We start from the raw sequence: 24,213 nt of genomic DNA, 5'->3' as shown, positions 1-24,213 counted from the left end.
CGGAAGGGGCGGGGCGTTGGCGGACTCGTGGGAATGGGCTCGGCGGGTACTGGAGGGCGCACGCCTCGACCCCGAACTCCTCGTGGAGGTCCGGCCGTTGAGCGGGGGCACGTACAACACCGTCGAGGAGCTGCTCCTCACCGACGGAACCCGCTACGTCCTCAAGGTCCCGCCCGCGTCCACCGTCCCCGGCATGCGCTACGAGCGCGGACTGCTGACCGCCGAGGCGGAGTTCTACCGTGCGGCCGCCCTGGCGGAGGTCGCGGCGCCGCGCGTCGTGGCCGTCGGCGAGGACGCCGCCGTACCGCACCTGCTCATGACGGCCTGCCCCGGCGAGCCGTGGGACGGATCGGTCACCGAGGCCGAACGGGCGCCGCTGCGCCGGGAGTTGGGCCGCCAGGTGGCCCGTCTGCACAAGGTGACCGGAGAGGCCTTCGGCTACCCTTCCGGTGCCCTCGGCCCGCTCGCCCCCGACTGGCGTACCGCGTTCGCAGCCATGATCGAGGCAGTCCTGGACGACGCCCTGGACTACGGATCCCGGCTGCCCCGGTCCGTCGACCAGGTGGCGGCCGCACTCCAGGCCGGCTTCCCCGCGCTCGACGAGGTCACGACCCCCGCACTGGTCCACTTCGATCTGTGGGACGGGAACATCCTGCTGGACCGTCCGGCGGGGGAGGAGCCCCGCATCGGCGGGCTCATCGACGGGGAGCGGATGTTCTGGGGCGACCCCCTCGCGGACTTCGTCTCCCTCGCGTTGCTCGGCGACATCAAGAAGGACGAGGCGTTCCTCGCGGGATACCGGGAGGCGGGCGGCCGGGCCGAGTTCGACGTCCCGGCGCGGGTGCGGCTGGCCCTCTACCGCGCCTACCTCTACCTGATCATGCTCACCGAGACGGTCCCGCGCGCGGTCGACCAGGACCATGAACGCTGGGTCCAGGCGGTGGTCGCACCGGAACTCGTCTTCGCCCTCGAAGAGATCGAGGAGCTGGCCACCTCTTAGCTCACAACGTGAACTAAGGGTTGGAGGAATGTCGCGCCCGGCCTGCGATCGGAGGTATGTTGCAGGTCGGACAGGGCGCGAAAGGAACCACATGGCGGGGCGGAACGGGCGTACGGTACGCGACCTGCGGCGAGCCAACCGCGCGGTCGTGCTGCAGCGGCTCTACTTCGACGGACCCCTCAGCCGCTTCGAGCTCGGCCCGGTGACCGGGCTGAGCTCCGGCTCGGTCAGCAACGTCGTCGCCGACCTGGTCGCCGACGGCCTGGTCGAGGAGGCCGGCAGCGTCGACTCCGACGGCGGCCGCCCCCGCACCCTGCTGCGCGTGGCGCCGGGCGCCGGCCACATGATCGGCGTCGACGTCGGTGAGACCCGGGTGCGCGTCGAGCTGTTCGACCTCACTCTCACCGAACTCGCCCGCACCGAGCGGCCGCTGGAACAGCAGCGCTACGACGTCGAGGTCATCGTCGGCCACATCCGCGACGGGATCGCCGAGGTGCTCGCCGACGCCGGCATCGGCCCCGAACAGCTCCTGGGCGTCGGCATCGGTGTTCCCGGCATCGTCGAACGCACCCCGGAGCGCGGTGCCGTCGTGCACGGGCAGACGATCGGCTGGGAAGCCGTCCCGCTGGAGGCACTGCTCCGCTCGACCTCCCAACTCCCGGACGGGGTCCGGTACTTCATCGACAACGGCGCCAAGACCCTCGGCCAGGCCGAGATGTGGTTCGGCGCGGGGCGCGGGGCGCGCAACGCGATCGTCGTGCTGTTCGGCTCCGGCGTCGGCGCCTGTCTGGTCACGCCCGAGGTGGAGCACGGGCGGGCGGTCGAGTGGGGTCATCTGACCGTACGGGTCAGGGGGCGCCGCTGCCGGTGCGGTGCGCTCGGCTGTCTGGAGGCGTATGCGGGGGCGGAGTCCCTGCTGGAGCGCTGGCGCGAGGAGGGTGGGCTGCCGCCGGAGGGGGCGGACGAGGAGACGGCGCTCACGGCGATGCTCGCCGCGGCGTATCCCTCCGGGGGCGGGGCGGCCGATCCGGTTGCCCTGGCCGTGCTGGAGGAGACGGCCGAGTATCTGGGGGCCGGTCTGTCCGATCTGATCAACCTGTTCCAGCCCGAGCGGATTCTCATCGGCGGGTGGGCGGGGCTTCAGCTGGGGGCGCGGTTCCTGCCCGCGGTGCGGCGGCATGCGGCCTCGTACGCACTGCGTCACCCGGCCGAGAAGGTGACCATCGATCTCGGTCGGCTCGGGCCGGATGCGGTGACCGTAGGTGCGGCGATCTTGCCTCTGGCGGACTTCTTCGCCCGCGGCGGGCGGCGGCTGGAGCCGGTGCCCGAGGGGCCGGTGCCGGCGTGGCAGACGGCGTTGGAGGAGCGCCTCTGAGAGTGCCGCGGAGGCTGTGTGTCGTCTGCGGCGTCGTCGTGGCTTGTCGCGCCCACGCGGCGGAGCCGCATACGGATACAGCCCCGTGCCCCTTTTGGGGCGCACCCCGAGGTTTCGTAGGTCACCGGCGGAGGTACTCGCGAGTCGCTCGACGACGTGAAGGGAGTGCGCCGTGGCCGACCGGCACGACACAGGCCAGGGCGGTGAGCCCGTGCCGCGGGATCTGCCGGACCAGCAGGTCGGCGAGGGCGAGGATCCGCTGGACATTCCGCTTCCGAAGGGGGAGGCCGAGGAGACGGACGACGAGGTGCCGGACACCGACGAGGCCGGTACCGGGCGCCGGGACGGTCCCCGTCCGGCCACCGTCCACCCCGAGCACCCCGACCCGGACGAGTCCTCCGCCTGACCGTGACAGGAGCCCAGCATGGGTATCGGCGACCGGGTCCGCGGATGGCCCGTCTACCGACAGCTCACCGGCACCGACCGCACGGGCCGGGGGAGCGCCGCGAAGTCCTCGTACACCGAAGGCCTGCGCCCCCGCACCGACAGCGCGGAGCGCGTGGTGCAGTCCGTCTGCCCCTACTGCGCGGTCGGCTGCGGCCAGCAGGTCTATGTGCGGGACGAGAAGGTCGTGCAGATCGAGGGCGATCCCGCCTCGCCGGTCAGCCGCGGACGGCTGTGTCCCAAGGGCTCGGCGACCCTCCAGCTGACCACCGGACCCGCCCGTGAGCACCAGGTGCTTTACCGCCGCCCGCACGGCACGGAGTGGGAGTCGCTCGACCTCGACACGGCCATGGACATGGTCGCCGAGCGGGTCCTGCGCACCCGGCGCGAGACCTGGGAGTGGGAGCGCGACGGGATGCGCACCGCCCGCACCCTGGGCATCGCCAGCCTCGGCGGCGCCACCCTCGACAACGAGGAGAACTACCTCATCAAGAAGCTGCTGACCGGCCTCGGCGTGGTGCAGGTGGAGAACCAGGCCCGGGTCTGTCACTCGTCCACCGTCGCAGGCCTCGGCACCTCCTTCGGCCGGGGCGGCGCCACGACCTTCATGCAGGACCTGCAGTACTCCGACTGCATCGTCATCGAAGGCTCCAACTTCGCCGAGTGCCACCCGGTCGGCTTCCAGTGGGTGATGGAGGCCAAGAAGCGCGGCGCCCGCATCATCCATGTCGACCCGCGCTACAACCGCACCAGCGCGCTCGCCGACCTGTATGTGCCGATCCGCGCGGGCACCGACATCGCCTTCCTCGGCGGGATCATCAACCACGTACTGACCGAGGAGAAGGACTTCCGCGAGTACGTCCTCAACTACACCAACGCCGCCACCCTGGTCGGCGAGGACTTCCGCGACACCGAGGACCTCGACGGCGTCTTCTCCGGCCTCGACGAGGAGAAGAAGCACTACGACCCGACCACCTGGCAGTACGAGGGCGTCGAGATCCAGCAGCCGACCGGCGAGGCCGACGAACTCTACGAGGAGCGCACCCGCAAGTCCGCCGGCGCCGAGGCGCACGGCTCCGGCGGCGCCCGCACCGGTCACCGCGCCCCTACCGACGAGACCCTCCAGCACCCGCGCTGCGTCTACCAGATCCTCAAGCGGCACTACGCCCGCTACACCCCCGAGATGGTCGAGGAGGTCTGCGGCATTCCCCGCGAGACCTTCCGGCAGGTCTGCGACGCGTTGACCGCCAACTCCGGCCCCGAACGCACCGGCGCCTTCTGCTACGCCGTCGGCTGGACCCAGCACACCACCGGCGCCCAGTTCATCCGCGCCGCCTGTGTCCTGCAACTCCTGCTCGGCAACATCGGCCGCACCGGCGGCGGCATCCAGGCCCTGCGCGGCCATGCCTCCATCCAGGGCTCCAGCGACATCCCCACCCTGTTCAACCTGCTGCCCGGCTACATCCCGATGCCGCACGCCCACGAGGACATGAACCTCGACAACTTCGTCCAGACCACCCGCACGGTGAAGGGCTTCTGGTCCGACATGCGGGCGTACCTCGTCAGTCTGCTGAAGGCCTACTACGGCGACGCCGCCACCCCCGACAACGACTTCTGCTTCGACCACCTGCCGCGGCTGACCGGCTCCCACTCGACGTACGACACGGTGATGGCCCAGCTCGACGGCGACTGCAAGGGCTACTTCCTGCTCGGCGAGAACCCGGCGGTCGGCTCCGCCAACACCCGTCTGCAGCGGCTCGGGATGGCCGAGCTGGACTGGCTCGTCGTCCGGGACTTCTCCCTCATCGAGTCGGCGACCTGGTGGAAGGACGGCCCCGAGATCGAGACCGGTGAGCTGCGCACCGAGGACATCGGCACCGAGGTGTTCTTCTTCCCGGCCGCCGCCCACACCGAGAAGTCCGGCTCCTTCACCAACACCAACCGCTGGGTGCAGTGGCACCACCAGGCCGTGGAACCCGAGGGCGAGGCCCGCAGCGACCTGTGGTTCATGTACCACCTGGGCCGCCGTATCAAGGAGAAACTGGCCGGCTCGACCGACCCCATGGACCGGCCCGTCCTCGACCTCGTGTGGGACTACCCGGTCAGTGGGGATCTCGACGAACCCGTCGCCGACGCCGTGCTCGCCGAGATCAGCGGGCACGGGCCCGACGGCGGCCCGCTGAGCGCCTACACCGAGCTGAAGGACGACGGCTCCACCCGCTGCGGCTGCTGGATCTACTGCGGTGTCCATGCCGACGGCGTCAACCAGGCCGCCCGAAAGAAACCCCACTGGGAACAGGACTGGGTGGCCGCCGAGTGGGCCTGGGCCTGGCCCGCCAACCGGCGCATCCTCTACAACCGCGCCTCCGCGGCCCCCGACGGCACGCCCTGGAGCGAACGCAAGAAGTACGTCTGGTGGGACCCGGAGGAGGGGAAGTGGACCGGGCGCGACGTCCCGGACTTCGTGCCCGACCGCGCACCGCACTTCGTGCCCGACGAGGACGCGGTCGGCCCCGACGCGCTGCGCGGCGACGACCCGTTCATCATGCAGGCCGACGGCAAGGGCTGGCTGTTCACCCCCGCGGGCCTGGAGGACGGCCCGCTGCCCACCCACTACGAGCCCCAGGACTCGCCGTTCCCCAACGCCCTGCACCCGTCGACCCCGCGCAACCCGGTACGCCGACTGCTGCCCCGCGAGGGCAACCGCTACCACCCCAGCGGCGACGAGAAGGGCGCCGACGTCTTCCCGTACGTCGTCACCACACACCGGCTGACCGAGCACTTCACCGCGGGCGGTATGAGCCGCTGGTCGGAGTATCTGTCCGAGCTGCAACCGGAGTTCTTCTGCGAGGTCTCGCCGGCGCTGGCCCGCGAACGGGGTCTGGAGAACGGCGGCTGGGCGACGATCGTCACCGCCCGCAACGCGGTCGAGGCGCGCGTGCTGGTGACCGACCGCATCCGGCCGCTGCGGGTGCAGGGCCGTACCGTCCACCAGATCGGCCTGCCCTTCCACTGGGGCCCGAACGGCGTCGCGAAGGGCGATGCCGCCAACGAGCTGATGGCCATCGCCCTCGACCCCAACGCCCACATCCAGGAGGACAAGGCGCTGACCGCGGACATCCGCGCCGGCCGCCGCCCACGCGGCCCGGACCTGCCGAGGCTGGTCGCCGAGTACCGCAGCCGGGCCGGCATCACCCCGGACACCGGAACGGAGGCACGCAAGTGAGCGAGGACCGCGTCGGCTTCTTCACCGACACCTCCGTCTGCATCGGCTGCAAGGCCTGCGAGGTCGCCTGCAAGGAGTGGAACGCCATCCCGGAGGACGGGCTGTCGCTCACGGGCATGTCGTACGACAACACGCAGGCGCTCGGCGCCTCGACCTGGCGGCACGTGGCCTTCATCGAGCAGCCGCGCCCGGAGGGCCGTACTCAACTCCCGCTGGTCGAAGGCGAGTCGACCGCGCAGGAGACACCGGTCGGCGGCGGCGACGGCGAACTGCGCTGGCTGATGTCCTCCGACGTGTGCAAGCACTGCACCCACGCCGCCTGCCTCGACGTCTGCCCCACCGGCTCGCTCTTCCGCACCGAGTTCGGCACGGTCGTCGTCCAGGAGGACATCTGCAACGGCTGCGGCTACTGCGTACCGGCCTGCCCGTACGGCGTCATCGAGCAACGCCCGCATGACGGACGGGCGTTCAAGTGCACGATGTGCTACGACCGCCTTGGCGCAGGACAGGAACCGGCCTGCGCCAAGGCCTGCCCGACCGAGTCCATCCAGTTCGGCCCGCTGGACGAACTGCGCGAGCGGGCCGCGCTGCGCGTCGACCAGCTGCACGAGGCGGGCGTCACCGACGCCCGCCTCTACGGCCACGACCCGGACGACGGCGTCGGCGGCGACGGTGCGTTCTTCCTGCTCCTGGACGAGCCCGAGGTGTACGGGCTGCCACCGGACCCCGTGGTCACCACCCGGGACCTGCCCGCGATGTGGAAGCACGCGGGCACGGCGGCCCTGTCCCTGCTGGGCGGCGTCGCGGCCTGCTTCGCGCTGACGGGAAGGGGCAGGCGATGAGCACGAGCGAGCGCACGGGACGCCGGCGGCGCCGCCGCGGCGAGCAACCCGTCGTCCCCCGGGCCGAGTTCGAGTCGTACTACGGCCGCCCGGTCATCAAGGCACCCTCCTGGGCCGCCCCCGACATCGCCGGGTACTTCTTCCTCGGCGGACTCGCGGGGGCCGGTTCGGTGCTCGCGGCGGGAGCACACCTGACCGGCCGTACGAAGACCGCGACGGCACTGAAGGTGTCCTCGTTGGCCTCCGTCTCCCTGTCGGCGGCCGCCCTGATCCACGACCTGGGCAAACCGAGCCGGTTCGCCAACATGCTGCGGGTGTTCAAGCCGACCTCGCCCATGAGCATGGGCTCCTGGCTGCTCGGCGTCTACGGGCCCGCGGCGGGTGCGGCCGCCGCGGGCGCCCTGACCGGCCGGGCGCCGCGTCTCGGGGGCGCGGCGACCGGCGCCGCCGCGCTGCTGGGCCCGGTGGTCGCCACGTACACCGCGGTGCTGGCCGCCGACACGGCCGTACCGGCCTGGCACGGCGCCCACCGGGAGCTGCCGTACCTCTTCGCGGCGTCCGCGACCGCGGCGGCGTCCGGTATGGCCCTCGTCGCCGGACCCACGAGCGAGAACGCCCCGGCGCGGTGTGCCGCCGGGCTTGCGGCGCTGGCCGACGCGGCGGCCACGAAGGCGGCGGAGCAGCGCCTGGGCCTGGTCGCCGAAACCTGGCGGGAGGGCCGGGCGGGCACACTGCTCCGGACGGCGCAGGTACTCACCGCCGGCGGAGCGGTCACCGCCGCCCTCTTCGGCGGCCGACGCGACGCCGCGGTCGCCTCCGGGCTCGCCCTGCTCGCGGGTTCGGCGTGCACGCGCTTCGGTGTCTTCGCGGCGGGCGTGGCCTCGGCGCGGGATCCCAGGTACACGGTGGTGCCGCAGCGTGAACGGCTCGGCGGGCAGGCGTAGCCGCGTTCCGGGACGGCCAGCCCACTCTGCGTCCCGGCAGCGGTTCGGTCCGTGTTCCCTTGCTGTGTTGGGTCGGCGCGGTGGCGTGGCCGCCTCCGGGCTCGCCCTGCTCGCGGGATGGGCGTGCACGCGCTTCGGTGTCTTCGCGGCGGGCGTGGCCTCGGCGCGGGATCCCAGGTACACGGTGGTGCCGCAGCGTGAACGGCTCGGCGGGCAGGCGTAGCCGCGTTCCGGGACGGCCAGCCCACTCTGCGTCCCGGCAGCGGTTCGGTCCGTGTTCCCTTGCTGTGTTGGGTCGGCGCGGTGGCGTGGCCGTCTCCGGGCTCGTCCTGCTCGCGGGATGGGCGTGCACGCGCTTCGGTGTCTTCGCGGCGGGTATCGCTTCGGCGGGGGATTCCGGTCAGCCCACCTTGCGTCCCCGCAGTGGCTCGGTTTGTGCACCCTCGCCGTGCTGCAGGCCCTGCAGGAACTCCTCCAGGACCTCGGTCGCCGCATGCTCCGGGTGCCAGCCCAGTTCGGCACGCGCGCGCGTGCAGTCCATCAGCGGCAGGCGCAGGACCGCGTCGAAGAGATGCGGCGACGCGGGCAGCAGATGCAGGCCCCAGGCGGCGGCGATCGCCGAGCGGGCCGCGACGCGGGGGAGCCGGACCGGGCGGGTGCCCATCATCTCGCCGAGCAGTTCGGCGTCGACCCAGGGCTCGGCCGCCAGGTTGAACGCGCCGCGGACCTCGGAGCCGACCGCGAGGACGTACGCCCTGGCCGCGTCGTCGGTGTGCAGTGCCTGCACCCGCAGGCCATGGACGTCCGGAAGGAAGGGCAGCAGCTCCGGACGTGCCAGCCGGCCCGGCAGGAAGCGGCCGCCGAAGATCCGGCGCTGCTCGCTCGCCGACTGGCGCTTGAAGAGGAAGGCGGGCCGCATCCGGACCACCCGCACCTCCGGATGATCGCGCTCGAAGGTGTCCAGGGCGCGCTCCAGATAGGCCTTCTCCCGGCAGTACGCGGCATCCGGCCAGCCGTGCGTCGGCCATGACTCGTCCACCGCGTGATCCTTCGGTCCCGGAGAGTAGGCACCCACCGACGACGCGTGCACGAGCGTCGGAACCCGGGCCTTCGCGACCGCCTCGAACACCCGGATGCTCCCGAGCACGTTCGTGCGCCAGGTCGCCGCCGGATCATGCGTCGGCTGGAAGGCCCAGGCCAGATGGATGACCGCGTCGGCGTCCGCGAACTCCCTTGCCAGGTCCGCCTGTTGGGACGCGAGGTCGACGGCGGACCACTCCGTCCGCGCCGGTGACCACTCGGGAATCCGCCGGGCCAGACCCAGCACGGACCCCATCTGCGCATCCTCCGAGAGGAGGCGCACCACGCTGGTGCCGACGTTGCCGGTGGCACCCGTGACCACGATCCTGCTGCCCACTGCGCTGCTCACCTTCGGCTCCTTCCGGCCGCACGGTCCGAACGGGGTGACCGAGTACCCGGCCTGGGCGCGGGGCACGCGGACCCCGCCGTATGACCTCGGAGGTAATCGACGCCCGCACCGGCCCCCGGAACCATCGAGGACGTACCCACCCCAGAGGATCGCAGGAGGACGTCCCATGCCGTATTTCGCCAGCCCCGCCGACGCCGCGCAGCTGCACTACGTCGACTACGGACCGGCCGACGGCCCCGTGGCCGTCTTCGTCAACAGCGCCTACCTGGGGACCGAGATGTGGGAGTTCCAGATGCTGCCCCTGGCGGCCCGGGGCTACCGCTGCGTGGGCCTGGACAGGCGCGGGCACGGACGCTCCGACGACGTGTGGAACGGCTACGACCTCGACACCCTCGCCGACGACCTGCACGGCCTGCTGGACCACCTCGATCTGCGCGCGGTGACCTTGATCGGCCACTCCGTGGGCAGCGCGGAGATCGTGCGCTGTCTGACACGGCACGGCAGCGGCCGGGTGAACCGCGTCGCGCTCGTGGCGGGCATCGCCCCGGGCGTGGCCCGGACGGCCGACAACCCGGACGGCTGGGACCCCGAGGTCATGCGGGCCGGCAATGCGGCCTTCCTGCGCGACCGGCCGGCGTTCTTCAGCGACCCCGACGCACTGCGCGACTTCTTCGCCCTGCACCGGCCGGGCAACGAGGTCTCGCCCGCCTACGTCCGCTACCTCAGCGACCGCTGCCTGGTGTCCACCGTGCGGGCCTCCAGCGCCGTCCAGGAGACGATCGTCACCCTCGACGTCGCCCCCGAACTCGCCAAGCTCGAACCGCCGTTGCTCGTCGTGCACGGCACGCACGACGTCTCCGCCCCCCTGGAGACGACCGGCCGCCGCGCCGCAGCCCTCGCACCCGACGCCACCCTCAAGGTCTACGAGAACGCGGGCCACGGCCTGTTCGTCACCCACGCCGAGCAACTCACCGCCGACCTGCGGGAGTTCATGACCGGCTGAGCCCCGGCGGCTCCGGGCCGGGCGCCGGGAGATGATCAGGACATGAGCGAGATCATCCTGATGTCCGACGCCCGGGTCGCCGCCGTACCGGTGTCGGACAACGCCGAACCCCTCGTCGACGTACGAGAGGAGCTCCTGGTCGACGACCGCAAGCACAAGGACTCCCACGGCGCCGAGATCCTCCTGCGCCGGGGCGTCCTCGACCGCCTCCTCGCCGCGCAGGCCCTTCTCCCCGAAGGCCTGCGACTTCTGTTCGTGGAGGGATACCGGCCGCCGGACCTCCAGCGCCGCTACTTCGAGCAGTACGCCGACGAACTGCGCGCGGCACACCCCGACTGGTCGGCCGACCGCATCCGCACTGCCGCCAGCCGCTATGTCTCCCCGCCCGAGATCGCTCCGCACAGTGCGGGCGCGGCCGTCGACCTGACCCTGGCCGACGCCGACGGCCGCGAACTCGACCTGGGCACGGAGATGAACGCCAGCCCGGAGCAGAGCGACGGCGCCTGCTACACGGCGGCCGCCGACATCACGGACGTGGCCCGCGCCAACCGTGCCCTGCTCGGCGGGGTGCTGACGGCCTGCGGTCTCGTCAACTACCCCACCGAGTGGTGGCACTGGTCCTACGGAGACCGCTACTGGGCCCTGACCACCGGCGCACACGCCGCCCTGTACGGGCCCAGGGAACCGGGTGACTCCTAGGCGAAGGCGTTCACGCCCGTCAGCTCCGCCGACAACTCCCAGAGCCGGGCGGCCTGTTCGGGGTCGATCGCCCACTCCTTGACGCCGCTGGTCCCGCCGTCGACCGCGAGCTCGGCGATGTCGCAGTCCTCCAGGTAGACGCCGCCGAGGCCGTCCAGCTGGGCCGAGGTCGCCGCCCACACCTGGGTGGCCGCGCCCTGCGGCGGTGTCTTGAAGCCCGAGGGGTTGAGGACGTTGCCGTCCTCGTCGATCCAGCCGCGCTCGATCATCTCCTCCTTGGGGATGTGCCGCTGGAGCGGGGTGATGATGCCGCCGGGGTGCAGGGAGAAGGCGCGCACGCCGGCGTCACGGCCGAGCTTGTCGAGGTGGACGGCGAACAGGACGTTCGCGGTCTTGGCCTGTCCGTAGGCCTCCCACTTGTCGTAGCCCTGCGCCCAGTGGACGTCGTCCCAGCGCATGCCCGAGAAGTGGTGGGCGCGGGAGGAGACGGACACGACGCGGGCGCCGCCGGGCGCGATCGCCGGCCACAGCCGGTTGACCAGGGCGAAGTGGCCCAGGTGGTTGGTGGCGAACTGGGCCTCCCAGCCGGGCCCGACCCGGGTCTCGGGGCACGCCATGATCCCGGCGTTGTCGATCATGATGTCGATGGCCCGCCCGGAGGCGAGGACCCGCTCGGCGAAGGCGCGCACGCTCTCCAGGTCGCCGAGGTCCAGCTCGTCCACCTCCACGCCGTCGATCCCGGCCAGCGCCTCCTCGGCGGTGGCGCGGCGGCGGGCCGGGACCACGACCCGGGCGCCCGCCTTGGTCAGCGCGCGGGTGGTCTCCAGGCCGAGGCCCGAGTAGCCGCCGGTGACGACGGCGAGGCTGCCGGTCAGGTCGACGCCCTGAAGGACGTCGTCGGCCGTGCTCGTGGCGCCGAAACCGGATCCGATCTTGTGCTGTGCAGTGCCAGTGCTCATGCCGAGAACGCTACGGATTGGAGTGCTCTCGAAGTCAAGCGCGGACCACTGCGGTCGGGTGCGGACGTGAAAGAGCCCCGACCGGACGGGGGAGGCCGGTCGGGGCTCGCCAAGTGGTGGGCACGGATGGCGGTCGCCTCTCGGCGAAAGGCTCCACAGGGCTTCAGCCGAACGATCGTCCCTGTGGGCGAATGGTGAGGCCCGGGGACACTGTCCCATCCGCACCCACGGTTGGTTCAACGGTGAACTACTGCCTGGTGTTCCGGGGTTCGGTGCCTTGGGCGGTGATCTGCGTCACCCGGATGCGCTCACTCACGCCAGCGGGCTGTTCTCCAGGGCGGACAGCAGATGCGCAGGGTCCTCGTACACGGCCTCGGCTCCCGCCTCCTCCAGATCGGCGCGCGGGATGCTGCCGCACAGCAGTCCCAGACAGCGCACGCCCGCGTGGCTGCCCGCGCGCATGTCCCACACGGTGTCGCCGACGAAGACCGCCCGTTCCGCGGGCACCCCGGCCAGCTCCAGGGCGTGTTCGACGGGCTCGGGGGCCGGCTTTCCCTCCTCGACGTCGTCAGCGCTCGCAGTGGCGGTGATCGCGTCGTCGGCGGAGATCGCGCGGCGCAGCGCGGAGAGCTCCGATCCGCTCGCGGAGGTGGCCAGCACCACCGCCCAGCCGTCGTGGTCGAGGCGCCGCAGCAGCCGGCCGGCGTCCTCGAAGGCGGGCAGCCGGTCGAAGTACTGGCCGTACAACGCCTTGTGCGCGGCGCTGAGTTCGGCGTCCTGGTCCGTGTTGCGCCGATCGCCCAGCAGCCGGGCGATCAGGTCCTCGGAGCCGAGGCCGACGGACCGGTGGATGGCGTGCATGGGCACCTTGTGGCCGGCCTGCCGGAAGGCCTCCCACCAGGTCGCCACGTGCAGGTGGTTGGTGTCGACGAGGGTTCCGTCGACGTCGAACACGGCTGCCCGTTCCATGCGTACTCCCTTGCTCTTCCCTTGCCCGAGTACCACGTCAGGGACCTGCCACTCCTGCGGGCGTGCGCCGCGAATGGGTCCAGGCCAGCAGTTCGTCCAGGCTCCAGGTGTTCACCACGCGCCCGGCCGGCACGCCGCACTCCTCGGCCCGGGCACAGCCGAGGATCTGCCAGTCCAGCTGACCGGGCGCGTGCGCGTCGGTGTCGACCGAGAACAGCACTCCCGCCTCCACCGCCCTGCGCAACAGCCGCCGCGGGGGATCCAGCCGCTCGGGCCTGCTGTTGATCTCCAGGGCGGTGCCCGTCTCGGCCAGCGCGGCGAACACCTCGTCGGCGTCGAACTCCGACTCGGGCCGCCCCCGCCCGGTCACCAGGCGGCCCGTGCAGTGCCCGAGCACATCCGAGTGCGGATTGCGCACGGCGGCCACCATGCGGCGGGTCATCGAGCGGGCGTCCATGCGCAGCTTGGAGTGCACCGACACCACGACCACGTCGAGCCGCTGGAGCAGCTCCGGCTCCTGGTCCAGCGAGCCGTCGTCGAGGATGTCGCACTCGATGCCGGTGAGCAGCCGGAACGGCGCCCACGTGGAGTTCAGGTCCGCCACCACGTCCAGCTGTTCCCGCAGCCGTTCGGGAGACAGACCGCGCGCCACGGTCAGCCGGGGGGAGTGGTCGGTCAGCGCGGCCCACTCGTGCCCGAGGGCCTTCGCGGCCCGGCCCATCTCCTCGATCGGGCTGCCGCCGTCCGACCAGTCGGAGTGCAGATGGCAGTCCCCGCGCAGCCTGGCCCGCAGCCCCGCACCGGCCCGGTCCGCGCTCGGCGCCTCCGCCTCGCCCTCCAGCTTGCGCAGATAACCGGGCACCTCTCCGGCCAGCGCCTCCCGGACGACCTGCGCGGTCTTGGGACCGACCCCCTTGAGCGACTCCAGCGACCCGGCGGCCGCCCGCTCGCGCACCTCCTCCGCGGGCAGGGACGTCAGCACACGGGCCGCCGTACGGAAGGCGCGGACGCGGTACGTCGGCGCCAGGGACCGCTCCAGCAGGAAGGCGATCCGCTCCAGTGCCTCGACGGGATCCATGGCGACCTCCTCCTCCAGGGTTCCCCAGCGCCGCGCACCCCGCACGGTGTGCCCCGCCCGCTCCCCCGCACCGCTCCATGAGGAGGCCGGCGATGCCCACATCAGCTCCCGCCAAGGCTGCCGTGGCCCGGATGGACCTCACGAGGGTCCCTGCCGCCAGTACCGCCGACGAGCTCTGCCACCGGCCCGGCCGCCTCGACATGCTGGTCGACGACGCCGGTACGGGCACCATGACGCCCTTTCTCGACCTTGAGCTCGGCACGGTGCGCTAGGTCGTCGAGGTCGACCTGATGGGCGCCTTCCTGCGCGGGCAGCGGGCGGCGCGGCGATGACCCGCCAGGAGGACGCCCCGGCGTCCGCGCCGGACGGCCAGGCCATGCCCGTCAGGTCGCCGCCGTGATCGCCTTCCTCGCGAGAGCGCCGCTCCCGGTTCACCAGCGCCGGTCCCCGCCGCCGCGGCGGCGCAGCAGGGCTCGTACGACCTCGGTGCCGCCCATGGCCGGGTCGCTGAACGCGATCTCCGCAGGGCCGCGGGTCTCGCTCTCAATCCGCAGCATGCCCCCCCTCGACGAGGCCCCCGCCGTGTGCCGCGCCTCCTACCTCGACTCCTGTGTCGTGGAGCTCTTCGAGCGGGTCCCCGTGCTCACCCGGCTGGGCGAACACGGGGACTTTGGGTCGTCCCGCGACGCAGGGCGCCGTCGACGCGGCCGTGCTCGGTCTGCTGCAGCGGTGACACCCCCGAGCAACCTGGGCCCGATGCGTCCTACGCTCTATTGCATGACCGAACAAGCAGCTCCCTACATCTCCAATCCGCGGATCATGGTGCTCCGGGTGCAGCCGGGCACTCCGCCGTTCCGGATCGTGGAGATCGACGGCGAAGTGATCGGCGAGGCCAAGTCCGTCACCGACGTCCTGGAGGCGGCCGCCGCCTTCGGCATCACGGTGCACGACATGGACGACCCGGACGTGGTGCGCTGGGTCGGCGGCGACAAGTTCACCTGGAAACTGCACTGACGGGGCGGCTCAGCCGACCGTCCATTTCTGGTTGGCGCCGCCCGAGCAGGTCCAGATCTGCAGCCGGGTGCCGTTGGCCGAGTCGTTCCCGGTCACGTCGAGGCACTTGTCGGCCTGCGGATTGACGATGTCGTGCGCGCCGGTGACCGTCCACTTCTGGTTCGGGCCGCCGGTGCAGTCCCACAGCTGGACGGTCGAGCCGTCCGCGGTGCCGTTGCCGGTGACGTCCAGGCACTTGCCGAGCGCGCGCAGGGTGCCGTCGGAGCCCGCGGTCCACTGCTGGGCGGCGGTGCCGTTGCAGTCGTAGAGCTGGACGGGGGTGCCATTGGCGGAGTTCGCCCCGGCGACGTCGACGCACTTTCCGCCCAGTCCCCTGATCGCCGCCCCGGTGGCCGAGTCGCTGGTCGTGACCGACACGGAGTCCACCACCAGTTGCTGCGGAAAGGACGTGGAGCCGTCCGGGTCGCCGGGCCAGTAGCCACCCACCGCCAGGTTCAGGATCAGGAAGAACGGCTTGTTGAACACCCAGGTCCTGCCGCCGAGATCGGCGGGTGTGCGCCGCTGGTAGACGTTGCCGTCCACGGACCAGGTGATCGAGTCGGGCGCCCAGTCGACGGCGAAGGTGTGGAAGGCGTCCGCGAAGGCCTGCCCGTTCGGGAGCGAGTAGGCGGCGCCGATGCCGCCCGAGCCGGAGTAGCCGGGGCCGTGGATGGTGCCGTGCACGGTGGACGGCTCGTAGCCGACGTTCTCCATGACGTCGATCTCGCCCGAGTCCGGCCAGTTGACGGGCGTGCCGAGCATCCAGAACGCGGGCCACATGCCCTGCCCCCGCGGGATCTTCATCCGTGCCTCGACGTGCCCGTACTGGGCGTTGAACTTCCCGGAGGTGTTCAGCCGCGCCGAGGTGTACTGGCAAGTCCCGTACCAGCACTGGTAGTTGGCCGGGTTCTCGCGCCGAGCCGTGATCACCAGATGGCCCTGGCCGTCCAGGGCGGCGTTCTTGGTGCCCGAGGTGTAGTACTGCCGCTCGTGGTTGTTGACGTTGTCCCCGGTCTCGGTCTGCCACTTCGAGGAGTCGACCGCGGCTCCGGCCGGCCCGTCGAAATTGTCGGAGAACGCCACCGCGGCGGCGGCCGACTCGGGCGGATCCATCTGCGCCGTACCGGCCGCGGCGGACGTGACCAGGACGGCGGACAGGGCGGCGAACAGACATCTGCGCAGCAGGCGTGGGGAGGCCACGGCACTTCCTTCCGTACGGCGGCCGGGCACAGGGAGGGGGCACCGACCGAGGTGGGGGGTGAAGGCGTCGCCTCTTGATTTAAGGAGTGAGATAAGGGGAGCGTCAATACCTTGGTACGGACCAGGAGTTGAGTGGTAGGGCTATGTGCCCTTTGTTCGCTTCGCCGCCGGTCGCGGCACCCGCTCGCGCGCGTGCACCGCCCGGCTCATCCGCCGCCCCAGCAGGACGTAACCCACCAGCGCGCCGGTGGTGTTGAGGATGACGTCGTCGATGTCGAAGGCCCGGCCCTCGACCAGCGCCCCCTGGGCGAACTCCACCAGCAGCATCACCACCGCGGTCAGCGCCAGTACCCGCAGCAGCCCGCGCGCCCGCGGCGCGACGACCGGCACCAGGATGCCGAACGGAACGCCCAGCAGCACATTGCCGCCGATCTGCTTCACCGCGTCCCGCAGCGCGGGCTGATCCAGATAGGCCCGCAGCGTGCTTCCCGGATGCAAGTTCGTGTGCGCCATCGACACCGAGGCGGGGGAGGGCTCCAGGGTCAGCCGGGCCAGCACCACGGCGAACGCCACCATGACCCCGAAGGCGCACAGCATCGCCAGCAGACGGATCGGCAGGGGCAGTACATGCCGTTCACGAGGAGCGGGCTGCGACCTGCTGCCGGGCTTCGCCGGCTTCTTCGCCCTTTCCGGCTTGCTCGCCTTCTCCGGCTTCTTCCCCTTCGCGGACTTCTTCTGCTTCTCGGACGCGTCGGACTTGGTGGTACGCAGGCGCAACGCTGAACGTGCTCGTGAGGCTGCACGGGCCATCAGGTCCTCCAGTCTTCAACTTCCCTGCGTTGTAAGGCGGTTACCCGTTCGGCAGCCGAGAATGCGGCCGCCCGGCCGACTCCGCCCGGACGGCCTCGCGGTTTCCCTTCCCGCCGTAGGGGCACTCCGGCGGTGGAAGCCAGCGCGCCGCCACCCGAGGCGCCCGCCGCGATGTTTGGATGCCGCGGGACGGACGTACCGGAGGTACCGGACATCCCGCCCGTGGCGGTGTGCGAACAGAGCCCGAGGAGGTGGCGCATGACCCCGCGCACGGCCCTGTTCACCGCGGTCGAGCTGCTGGGCTGGTGGATCGCGCTCGGCCTGCTGTGGCTGGTCCTCATCAGCACCGTCGACACGCTGGAACTCGTCGTCGGGGCGGCCTGCTCCTGCGTGGGCGCCGTTGTGGCGCGAGGCGCACGACGGGCGGTGATCGGGACGTGAACGGCTGGACGCTCGCCGCCGCCGTCGGCCTCGCCGGCGGACTGGGCACCGCCCTGTGGGGGGTGGCCACCGGTCCGCTGCGCCGCCGGGTCGTGGCCCAGAACCTGTCATCCGCGCTCGCCTGCCCGAGCCTGCTGCTCCTCTCGCAGGCCTACAGCCGCCCCTCCTACGTCGACCTCGGCCTCGTCCTGGCCCTGCTCGGACCCGTCGGCACCCTGGTCTTCGCCCGGCTGCTCGCCGAGGAACTCGCCGAGGACCCGCCGCGCGCCTGGGGCCCGACCCTGACGGTCGCCGGCCTCGGCGCCGCCGCCGTGATCGCCCTGTGCGTCGCCACCGGCCCCGGCCGTGCCATGGTGAAACTCCTGGTCATCGGCGCCTTGCTGATCGGCGGGAACATCATCGCCTCGCGGGCCCTGGCCGGCGGCTTCCGGGGGGTCCGCGGTGGCTGACGCGGTGATCGTCGTGGCACTCCTTCTGGTCGCGGCCTGCGCGCCCGTGGCCGTGGCCACCCGCGACCCCATGCGCCAGGCCCTCGTCCTGTCGCTCCTGGGCGTCGTTCTCGCCGCCCTGTTCACCGTGCTTCAGGCACCCGACGTCGGGCTCTCCCAGCTGGCCGTCGGTTCCGCGCTGACACCGCTGCTGCTGATGCTCACCGTCCGCAAGGTCAAGCGGCGCGCGCAGGGCAAGGAGCGTGAGAGGTGAGCCGCCGCGCCCGCCTGTGGGTGCTGCTCGCGGGCGGCGCGGGCTTGGCCGCTCTGCTCGTCGCCGCCTGTCTGCGCCTGCCGCACTTCGGCGGCGACCGCCACCCCTACGGAGACCGGGCCGTGCACGCCTCCCTGGCCCGGCAGACCGCCAACACCATCTCCTCCGTCAACTTCGACCAGCGCGCCTTCGACACCCTCGGCGAGATGACCATCCTGTTCTCCGCCGTCCTCGGCTGCGTGATGCTGCTGCGCCAGACCCGCGACGAACACCGCGCCCGCCCCGAACCCGCCGAAGTCGCCCTGCCGGTCCGCCGCTACGCCCTCGTCGTCCTGCCCGTCGCCCTGCTCAGCGGCCTGTACGTCATCGCCCACGGCCAGCTCAGCCCCGGCGGCGGCTTCCAAGGCGGAGTGGTCGCCGCGACCGCCCTGCACCTGCTGTACCTGGGCGCCGACTACGCGGCCCTGGAACGCATCAGACCGGTCGGCGCCTACGAGGTCGCCGACGCCCTCGCCGCCTCCGGCTACCTCGTCATGGGCATCGCGGGACTGATCGGGGGCACCGCCTTCCTCGCCAACACGCTGCCGTACGGCACCTTCAACACGCTGTCCTCCGGCGGCACCGTCCCGCTGCTGAACGCGGCCATCGGCATGGAGGTCGCCGGCGCGGTCGTCGTGCTGCTCGCCCGCTTCCTGGACCAGGCCGTCGAGATCGAGGAGGGGAGCGGCACATGAGAGCCGTGATGGACGTCCTGCCGTACCTGGTCGCCGCCTGGGTCTTCCTGGTCGGCTGCTACGGCCTGGCCACCAGCCGCAACCTGATCCACGCCGTCGGCTGCCTGTCCGTGTGCCAGGCGGGCACGTATGTGCTGCTGCTGTCCGTGGGCTACCGCGACGGCGCCACCGCGCCGGTGTTCTCCGACGTCAAGCCCGGCTCCCGGCCGGTCGTGGACCCGGTGGTGCAGGCGCTCACCCTCACCGACGTCGTCGTCGGCGCCACCGTCACCGCGCTGCTGCTCGCGCTCGTCATGCAGATCGCCAAGCGCCACGGCACCGTCGACCCCGACGAACTCTCCGAGCTGCGCGGCTGATGAACGACCTGCTGCCCCTGATCGTCGCCGTGCCGCTGCTCGGGGCGGCCCTCCTGGTCGCCGCGGGCCGCCGGCTGCCCCGGGTGGTCGCCGAGTCCGCCGGGTGCGCCGTCTGCGCCGCCACGGCCGGGCTCGCGATCGTGCTGCTGCTGAACTCCTCGCCGCCCATGACCGAGTGGGTCGGCGGCTGGCAGCCCGTGAACGGCGAGAGCGTCGGCATCGTCCTGACCGGCGACGGGCCGGGCCTCGGCATGGCCGCGCTGGCCTCACTGCTGACCCTGGCCGCACTGGCGTACTCCTGGCACTACTTCGACGAACCGCCCCGCCGCCACGCGGGCTCCTTCCCCGCGCTGATGCTGCTCTTCCAGGGCGGTATGTGCGGCTTCGCGATCGCGGGCGACCTGTTCAACATGTTCGTCTGGTTCGAGCTGATGAGCGTCGTCGCCTACGCACTGACCGGGACCCGGGTCGAGGAGGCCAAGGCCGTGCAGGGCGCGCTGACCTTCGCGGTGGTCACCTCGCTCGGCGCTTACGCCATGCTGATGGGCATCGGGTTGCTGTACGCCCGTACCGGCGAACTGGCGCTGACTCAGATCGGGCGGGGCCTGGACCGGCACGGCGGGCCCGACGCGCTCGTCCTCGCCGGGTTCGTCCTGGTCCTCACCGGACTGCTGGTCAAGGCGGCCGCCTTGCCCTTCCACTTCTGGCTCCCCGACGCCCACGCCGTCGCGCCGACGCCCGTGTGCATGCTGCTGTCGGGCGTGATGGTCGAACTCGGCACGTACGGCGTCTGGCGGGTGTACGGAACGGTGTTCTCCGGGCCCGGCGGGGTGCCGGCCGGGGACCTGACGCGGGTGCTAGTCGTGCTCGGCGTGCTGACGGCCCTGATCGGCGCCGTCATGTGCTGGTACCAGCGGCACCTGAAACGGCTGCTCGCCTATTCGACGGTGGCCCACACCGGCCTGTTCCTCATCGGGATCGGCGTGCTGACCCCTGAGGGGGACGACGGGGTCGCGCTGTACGTGCTCGGCCACGCCGGTGTGAAGGCCGCCCTGTTCGCCTGCACCGGCATCCTTCTCGACCGGTACGGCAGCGTCGACGAACACGCCCTGCACGGGCGCGCCCGACGGCTGCACGGGCTCGCCGTCCTGTACACCGCCGGAGCCCTCGGTCTCGCCGGACTGCCCCCGTTCGGCACCTCACTCGGCAAGGCCGTCACGGAGGAGGCCGTGGGCGGCCCCCTCACCGTCGTGTACGTCGCGGCGAGCGCGGTGACCGCCGGCGCGGTGCTGCGGGTCGCCGCCCGCGTCTTCCTCGGCCTCGGGCCCACACCGCCCGACCGCGGCGAGTACGAGACGACCGGCTCCGGCGAGCAGCCCGAGACCGGCCGCCGCCTCAGCCGGGTCCCGGGCCCGATGACGGTCGTGCCCACCGTGCTGCTCGCCGCCGCGCTGGCCATCGGCGTGGTCCCCGGCTTCGCCCGGCTCGTGGCGCACGGAATGAGCGAGGCGGCATCCGGCGGCGTGGTGGTCTCCACCCCGCAGTGGACCCTGCCCGGCGTGCTGCTGGGCCTGACCTCGACCCTGTTCGCCCTGGGCCTTGCCGCCGTCGCCGTCACCCGCCCGAAGCTGCTCGGCGCCCCGGACTGGGCGCTGCCGCTGCGGCGCCTGCAGTCCGGGCACGTGGGGGACTATGTGGCCTGGGTCCTGGTGGGAGCCGCACTGCTCGGCGCACTGGCCCTGCCAGGGGTGTCAGGGGGTGGCTGATCAGCTGCCGTAGCTGACATGCACCTCCTTGAAACCGAGGGAACGCAGCAGACCGTCGAGCATGTCCGTGGTGTTGGTCTCGGCACGCCGGGTCAGGCCGCTGTCCTTCGCCGCGTCACCGATGTGCCTGACCGCGAGCTTCTGCACGGCCTGCTCACTGTTGGGATTGTCCGAGAACAGATCGCCGAGGCGGTCGAGGAGACCGCGCTGCTTGGAGACGGCGTAGGAACGGTCCGGGTCGAGGGCCGGCTTGCCGAGCGCCGCGTGCGGCAGCCGGAGCGTGGCGGACGTACGGTCGCCGTTGACCGTCACGTCGTCCTTGCCGACCTTGCCGAGGTCGACGTACGCGTCGACGGTGCCCGCACCGATGTACAGCGTGCGGGAGCCGCGGATCGCGTCGGGCAGGTACTTGGTGTCCTTTTCCAGGTCGACGACGACCTGGAAGTTGCCGGAGGCGGCGTCGTAACGGCTCATGTCCTGGATGGACTGGAGCAGTGCGGGTCCCGAGCGGTCGTGCGTTTCGGTGCCGAACAGGTCCTTGAGGCCAGGGAGCACACTCAGCCGGATCCCGGCGAAGAACACCACGAGCACCAGCACGACGGCGCTCACCGCCTTCGCCCAGCCGGGCATGCGCCTGGACATGCGCCTGATGGGAGTCGTCATGGCGACGGCCCTCCTTCCTACAGTGCGCATGCCCCTCAAAACCCTTGTCAGACCGGGCCGTTGGCCGAATGGCACCGCTGACGGGGGCACGCAGGGCGCACTAGCGTGGAGAACTCTCCGTACCGGCGCGCCTGGAGTCCCGGATGAGTACACACAGCACGTCCCGGCCCCTCTGCCCCATGCACCGCATCGACCTCCCCGAACCCGGACCGCCTCGCCCCGCCACCCTCGCCACCGGTACCCCGGTGTGGCTGGTGACCCGTTACGCCGACGTACGCCAGGTGCTCATGGACCCCCGGTTCAACAGGAGTTCCCTGCACGCCGAGGACGCGCCGCCGCTGCTCCTCGTACCGAACCTGCTTGACGACCCGAACGGGCTCCTCAACCAGGACGGCGAGGCCCACCAGCGGCTGCGCGGCACCGTCCAGCGGGCGTTCACGCCCCGCGCGATCGCCCGCTGGCGTCCCTGGGTGGCCTCCGTGGTCGAAGCGCTCCTCGACGACTTCGCCGCACAGGACCGTCCCGCGGACATCATCGAGGGCTTCACCCGCCCGCTGCCCGTCTCCGTCATCTCCCGGCTCATGGGACTCGACCACGTGGACCGCGAGCGCATCCGGCACTGGGCCGACCACGCGCTCTCCGGCGGCGCGCACACCCGGGAGCAAGTCGTCGCGGCCATGCACGAGTTCGGGGCCTTCGCCGCCGATCTGGTCGCCCAGCGGCGCAAGACCCCCGGCGACGACCTGGTCAGCGGCCTGGTGGCGGCGGGCGACAGCCTGGACATCGACGAACGGCGGCTGGTGACCCTGGTGTGCGGACTGGTGGTCGCCGGCCACGAGACCACCATGACCGCGCTCGGCAACATCGTCGTCTACCTCCTCACCGACCGGCAGGAGGCCTGGCCCGGACTCGCCGAGGACGAGGAGGCGGCGGCCGTCGCGGCCGAACAGCTGCTGCGGGCCGTCCCGCTCAGCGAGGGCCGGGTGCTGCCCGGCCTCATCCGCCGCGCCGTCGAGGACACCGAGGTCGGCGGCGTGACGATCCCGGCGGGCAGCGTGGTCGCCGTCCAGACCAACGCCGCCAGCCGGGACCCCGACGTGTTCCCGCCCGGCCCGCCCGACCTGTTCACCCCGCTGACCGCCCCCAGTGTGATCTTCGGCGCCGGCCCCCACCACTGCCTCGGTGCCTGGCTCGCCCGCCTGGAACTCGGCCTCGCCCTGCACCGCCTCGCGGCCCGCTTCCCCGGCCTGCGCGCCGAGTTCACACCCGCGACGATCGAATGGCGGGAAGGCCAGATGACACGGAGCCCGAGGAGGCTGCCGGTGTCGTGGTGAAGACGCCCTGAGGGAGCCGGGTCAGTATCCGATGGCCTCCCGGAGAAGCAGCACGGTGCCGCGTCCCGGGTGAGGCTCCGCGTTGAGGATGAGCAGGCGGTTGATCGCGCTGGGCATCCCGTACACCGCCTGGGCACGGGCGTCCTCCAGCGGGAGGGCGTGCTCCTCGACGCGGCGCAGCGCCGTGCTCAGGTCGGGCACCACCTTCTGCGCGCCGACGATCCAGACCGCGCGTCCGGCGCCGCCCGCGTTGGCGGGGATCTGGCTGCCGCTGGCCGAGGCAAGAACGAGCGAGCCGGTCTCGGTGACCGCGGCGACACTGTTGACGACGACATCGGGGGCGGCGACCAGCCTTCGGATCTCATCGGCGCCACTGGCACGGTCGATGCCCAGGACCCGCGGCCTGATGGCGTCGTACCGGCCGCCGGCATTGATGTCCTCGTCGATGCCGGACAGCCGGAGGGTCTCGCTGGCGCCGGTGAGCACGCCGGCGCCCTCGGGGAGCAGGTCCTTGATGCGGGCCCGTGCGGCCGCGGCGTCGTCGAGGATCTCGGCGGCGAAGCCGCCTGCACGCAGCGCGGCGGCCGCCCGCTCCAGTTGCTCGGCCGACGCCGGGTCGGTGAAGGACCTGGCCGGAGCCGGGGTGGCCGCGGTGTGCGTCGGCTCCGTCCCGGGGCGCGGCGCCGTGCCCGCCAGCGGGGAGGTGTCGAGGTACCTGACCTCGTACACCCGCTCGGCGAACCTCCAGCCTTCGTCGGTGCGCTGATAACGGTCGTGGTAGACGGCGTAGTTCAGGCCCTGGCGTCCGTCGAGGGTGCGCGCGATCTCCTGGATGTAGGCGCGGCCGGTCGCGGTGTCGCCGTCGAGTCGGATCGTGCCGGGGTGTGTGTTCTGCACGAAGAAGTCCCACTGGCTCTGCAGCCGCTCGCCCCCGGCGATGATCTCCTCGCGGCCCACCTGCTCGACAGGGATGTTGGGCATGCGCAGGACACCCTCCGGTGTGAACAGCGATGCCAGCCGGGGCCGGTCGCGCATCATCGCCGCGTCGGTGAACTCGCCGCGCAGCGCCTCGATCTCGACGCGGTCCGCGACGGCCTGGAAGTCGTTCATCGAAGTCCCCTCTGCATCGTGTTGTCGTCCTCGCCGGTACGACAACGCAGCCCTGCGGAATGTGAGGTGGCGCGTC

General features: G+C 71.9%; 26 protein-coding genes and 1 pseudogene. 18 read left to right on the top strand and 9 right to left on the bottom strand.

Annotation, left to right across the window (positions count from 1 at the left end; genetic code table 11):
* Positions 1 to 16: 16 nt before the first annotated feature.
* From ACWDAG_RS13305 to ACWDAG_RS13275, 7 genes are all read left to right on the top strand, one after another.
* Entirely contained in the window at positions 17 to 1,000 is a 984-nt protein-coding gene (locus ACWDAG_RS13305; protein WP_450695713.1) for a phosphotransferase family protein, read from the top strand.
* A 91-nt stretch (positions 1,001 to 1,091) separates the two neighbouring features.
* Positions 1,092 to 2,375 (top strand): ROK family protein, encoded by a 1,284-nt coding sequence (locus ACWDAG_RS13300; protein ID WP_450695712.1) that lies wholly within the window; start codon positions 1,092 to 1,094, stop codon positions 2,373 to 2,375.
* A gap of 172 nt (positions 2,376 to 2,547) precedes the next feature.
* Positions 2,548 to 2,781, top strand: a complete 234-nt coding sequence (locus ACWDAG_RS13295; protein WP_450695711.1) for a hypothetical protein — start codon at positions 2,548 to 2,550, stop codon at positions 2,779 to 2,781.
* Positions 2,782 to 2,799: 18 nt separating this feature from the next.
* Complete coding sequence (fdh, locus tag ACWDAG_RS13290; RefSeq protein WP_450695710.1) at positions 2,800 to 6,045, top strand: formate dehydrogenase; 3,246 nt, start codon at positions 2,800 to 2,802, stop codon at positions 6,043 to 6,045.
* Positions 6,042 to 6,887 (top strand): 4Fe-4S dicluster domain-containing protein, encoded by an 846-nt coding sequence (locus tag ACWDAG_RS13285; RefSeq protein ID WP_450695709.1) that lies wholly within the window; start codon positions 6,042 to 6,044, stop codon positions 6,885 to 6,887. The genes fdh and ACWDAG_RS13285 overlap by 4 nt, the downstream gene beginning before the upstream one ends.
* Entirely contained in the window at positions 6,884 to 7,831 is a 948-nt protein-coding gene (gene nrfD, locus ACWDAG_RS13280; RefSeq protein ID WP_450695708.1) for an NrfD/PsrC family molybdoenzyme membrane anchor subunit, read from the top strand. Before ACWDAG_RS13285 ends, nrfD begins: the two co-directional genes overlap by 4 nt.
* A 67-nt stretch (positions 7,832 to 7,898) precedes the next feature.
* Entirely contained in the window at positions 7,899 to 8,054 is a 156-nt protein-coding gene (locus tag ACWDAG_RS13275; protein ID WP_450695707.1) for a hypothetical protein, read from the top strand.
* A 177-nt stretch (positions 8,055 to 8,231) separates the two neighbouring features.
* Here the strand turns inward: ACWDAG_RS13275 and ACWDAG_RS13270 are convergent, their stop codons facing one another.
* Entirely contained in the window at positions 8,232 to 9,260 is a 1,029-nt protein-coding gene (locus tag ACWDAG_RS13270) for an SDR family oxidoreductase (protein ID WP_450695706.1), read from the bottom strand.
* Between the two features lie 166 nt (positions 9,261 to 9,426).
* Here ACWDAG_RS13270 and ACWDAG_RS13265 point away from each other — a divergent pair, with 166 nt between their 5' ends.
* A complete protein-coding gene (locus ACWDAG_RS13265; protein ID WP_450695705.1) occupies positions 9,427 to 10,263 on the top strand; it encodes an alpha/beta fold hydrolase in 837 nt (278 codons plus the stop codon).
* A 42-nt stretch (positions 10,264 to 10,305) separates the two neighbouring features.
* On the top strand, positions 10,306 to 10,962 hold the full coding sequence (locus ACWDAG_RS13260; RefSeq protein WP_450695704.1) for a M15 family metallopeptidase: 657 nt from the start codon (positions 10,306 to 10,308) through the stop codon (positions 10,960 to 10,962).
* Here the strand turns inward: ACWDAG_RS13260 and ACWDAG_RS13255 are convergent.
* From ACWDAG_RS13255 to ACWDAG_RS13245, 3 genes are all read right to left on the bottom strand, one after another.
* Positions 10,959 to 11,921: an SDR family NAD(P)-dependent oxidoreductase gene (locus ACWDAG_RS13255; protein WP_450695703.1), complete on the bottom strand. Its 963-nt coding sequence runs from the start codon at positions 11,919 to 11,921 to the stop codon at positions 10,959 to 10,961. The genes ACWDAG_RS13260 and ACWDAG_RS13255 overlap by 4 nt on opposite strands.
* 312 nt (positions 11,922 to 12,233) lie before the next feature.
* On the bottom strand, positions 12,234 to 12,890 hold the full coding sequence (locus ACWDAG_RS13250) for an HAD family hydrolase (protein ID WP_450695702.1): 657 nt from the start codon (positions 12,888 to 12,890) through the stop codon (positions 12,234 to 12,236).
* A gap of 37 nt (positions 12,891 to 12,927) precedes the next feature.
* Entirely contained in the window at positions 12,928 to 13,968 is a 1,041-nt protein-coding gene (locus ACWDAG_RS13245) for a PHP domain-containing protein (protein WP_450695701.1), read from the bottom strand.
* Between the two features lie 113 nt (positions 13,969 to 14,081).
* Between ACWDAG_RS13245 and ACWDAG_RS13240 the strand changes: the two are divergent.
* Positions 14,082 to 14,237: pseudogene (locus ACWDAG_RS13240) on the top strand (SDR family oxidoreductase); the annotation flags it as partial.
* Between the two features lie 162 nt (positions 14,238 to 14,399).
* Here ACWDAG_RS13240 and ACWDAG_RS13235 read toward each other — a convergent pair.
* Positions 14,400 to 14,525, bottom strand: a complete 126-nt coding sequence (locus ACWDAG_RS13235; RefSeq protein ID WP_450695700.1) for a hypothetical protein — start codon at positions 14,523 to 14,525, stop codon at positions 14,400 to 14,402.
* A 220-nt stretch (positions 14,526 to 14,745) separates the two neighbouring features.
* Between ACWDAG_RS13235 and ACWDAG_RS13230 the strand changes: the two genes are divergently transcribed.
* Positions 14,746 to 14,982 carry a hypothetical protein gene (locus ACWDAG_RS13230; protein ID WP_450695699.1) on the top strand — a complete coding sequence of 79 codons (237 nt, stop codon included), beginning with the start codon at positions 14,746 to 14,748 and terminating at the stop codon, positions 14,980 to 14,982.
* Between the two features lie 9 nt (positions 14,983 to 14,991).
* On the opposite strand, the gene ACWDAG_RS13225 is transcribed toward ACWDAG_RS13230, so the two are convergent.
* A complete protein-coding gene (locus ACWDAG_RS13225) occupies positions 14,992 to 16,221 on the bottom strand; it encodes an RICIN domain-containing protein (protein WP_450695698.1) in 1,230 nt (409 codons plus the stop codon).
* Between the two features lie 141 nt (positions 16,222 to 16,362).
* On the bottom strand, positions 16,363 to 17,031 hold the full coding sequence (locus ACWDAG_RS13220; RefSeq protein WP_450695697.1) for a VanZ family protein: 669 nt from the start codon (positions 17,029 to 17,031) through the stop codon (positions 16,363 to 16,365).
* A gap of 258 nt (positions 17,032 to 17,289) precedes the next feature.
* Between ACWDAG_RS13220 and ACWDAG_RS13215 the strand changes: the two genes are divergently transcribed.
* Genes ACWDAG_RS13215 through ACWDAG_RS13190 form a run of 6 tightly spaced genes read left to right on the top strand, consistent with a single transcriptional unit; the run spans position 17,290 to position 21,030 of the window.
* On the top strand, positions 17,290 to 17,472 hold the full coding sequence (locus ACWDAG_RS13215; protein WP_450695696.1) for a hypothetical protein: 183 nt from the start codon (positions 17,290 to 17,292) through the stop codon (positions 17,470 to 17,472).
* A complete protein-coding gene (locus ACWDAG_RS13210) occupies positions 17,469 to 17,921 on the top strand; it encodes a monovalent cation/H+ antiporter complex subunit F (protein ID WP_450695695.1) in 453 nt (150 codons plus the stop codon). Before ACWDAG_RS13215 ends, ACWDAG_RS13210 begins: the two co-directional genes overlap by 4 nt.
* Positions 17,914 to 18,174 carry a Na(+)/H(+) antiporter subunit B gene (locus ACWDAG_RS13205; protein WP_450695694.1) on the top strand — a complete coding sequence of 87 codons (261 nt, stop codon included), beginning with the start codon at positions 17,914 to 17,916 and terminating at the stop codon, positions 18,172 to 18,174. Before ACWDAG_RS13210 ends, ACWDAG_RS13205 begins: the two co-directional genes overlap by 8 nt.
* Positions 18,171 to 18,908, top strand: coding sequence for an MnhB domain-containing protein (locus tag ACWDAG_RS13200; protein ID WP_450695693.1), 738 nt, complete (start codon positions 18,171 to 18,173; stop codon positions 18,906 to 18,908). Before ACWDAG_RS13205 ends, ACWDAG_RS13200 begins: the two co-directional genes overlap by 4 nt.
* Positions 18,909 to 18,916: 8 nt before the next feature.
* A complete protein-coding gene (locus ACWDAG_RS13195) occupies positions 18,917 to 19,264 on the top strand; it encodes a sodium:proton antiporter (protein WP_450695972.1) in 348 nt (115 codons plus the stop codon).
* Positions 19,264 to 21,030 carry a complex I subunit 5 family protein gene (locus ACWDAG_RS13190; protein WP_450695692.1) on the top strand — a complete coding sequence of 589 codons (1,767 nt, stop codon included), beginning with the start codon at positions 19,264 to 19,266 and terminating at the stop codon, positions 21,028 to 21,030. The genes ACWDAG_RS13195 and ACWDAG_RS13190 overlap by 1 nt, the downstream gene beginning before the upstream one ends.
* On the opposite strand, the gene ACWDAG_RS13185 is transcribed toward ACWDAG_RS13190, so the two are convergent.
* Positions 21,031 to 21,693: a DUF4230 domain-containing protein gene (locus ACWDAG_RS13185; protein ID WP_450695691.1), complete on the bottom strand. Its 663-nt coding sequence runs from the start codon at positions 21,691 to 21,693 to the stop codon at positions 21,031 to 21,033.
* 143 nt (positions 21,694 to 21,836) lie between these two features.
* On the opposite strand from ACWDAG_RS13185, the gene ACWDAG_RS13180 reads away from it, so the two are divergent.
* Positions 21,837 to 23,027 carry a cytochrome P450 gene (locus ACWDAG_RS13180; RefSeq protein WP_450695690.1) on the top strand — a complete coding sequence of 397 codons (1,191 nt, stop codon included), beginning with the start codon at positions 21,837 to 21,839 and terminating at the stop codon, positions 23,025 to 23,027.
* Positions 23,028 to 23,048: 21 nt separating this feature from the next.
* On the opposite strand, the gene ACWDAG_RS13175 is transcribed toward ACWDAG_RS13180, so the two are convergent.
* Positions 23,049 to 24,137 (bottom strand): nuclear transport factor 2 family protein, encoded by a 1,089-nt coding sequence (locus ACWDAG_RS13175; RefSeq protein ID WP_450695689.1) that lies wholly within the window; start codon positions 24,135 to 24,137, stop codon positions 23,049 to 23,051.
* Positions 24,138 to 24,213 lie beyond the last annotated feature (76 nt).

The sequence above is a fragment of the Streptomyces sp. NPDC001157 genome, assembly GCF_053598255.1.
This window is presented reverse-complemented; position numbering and strand designations above follow the sequence as displayed.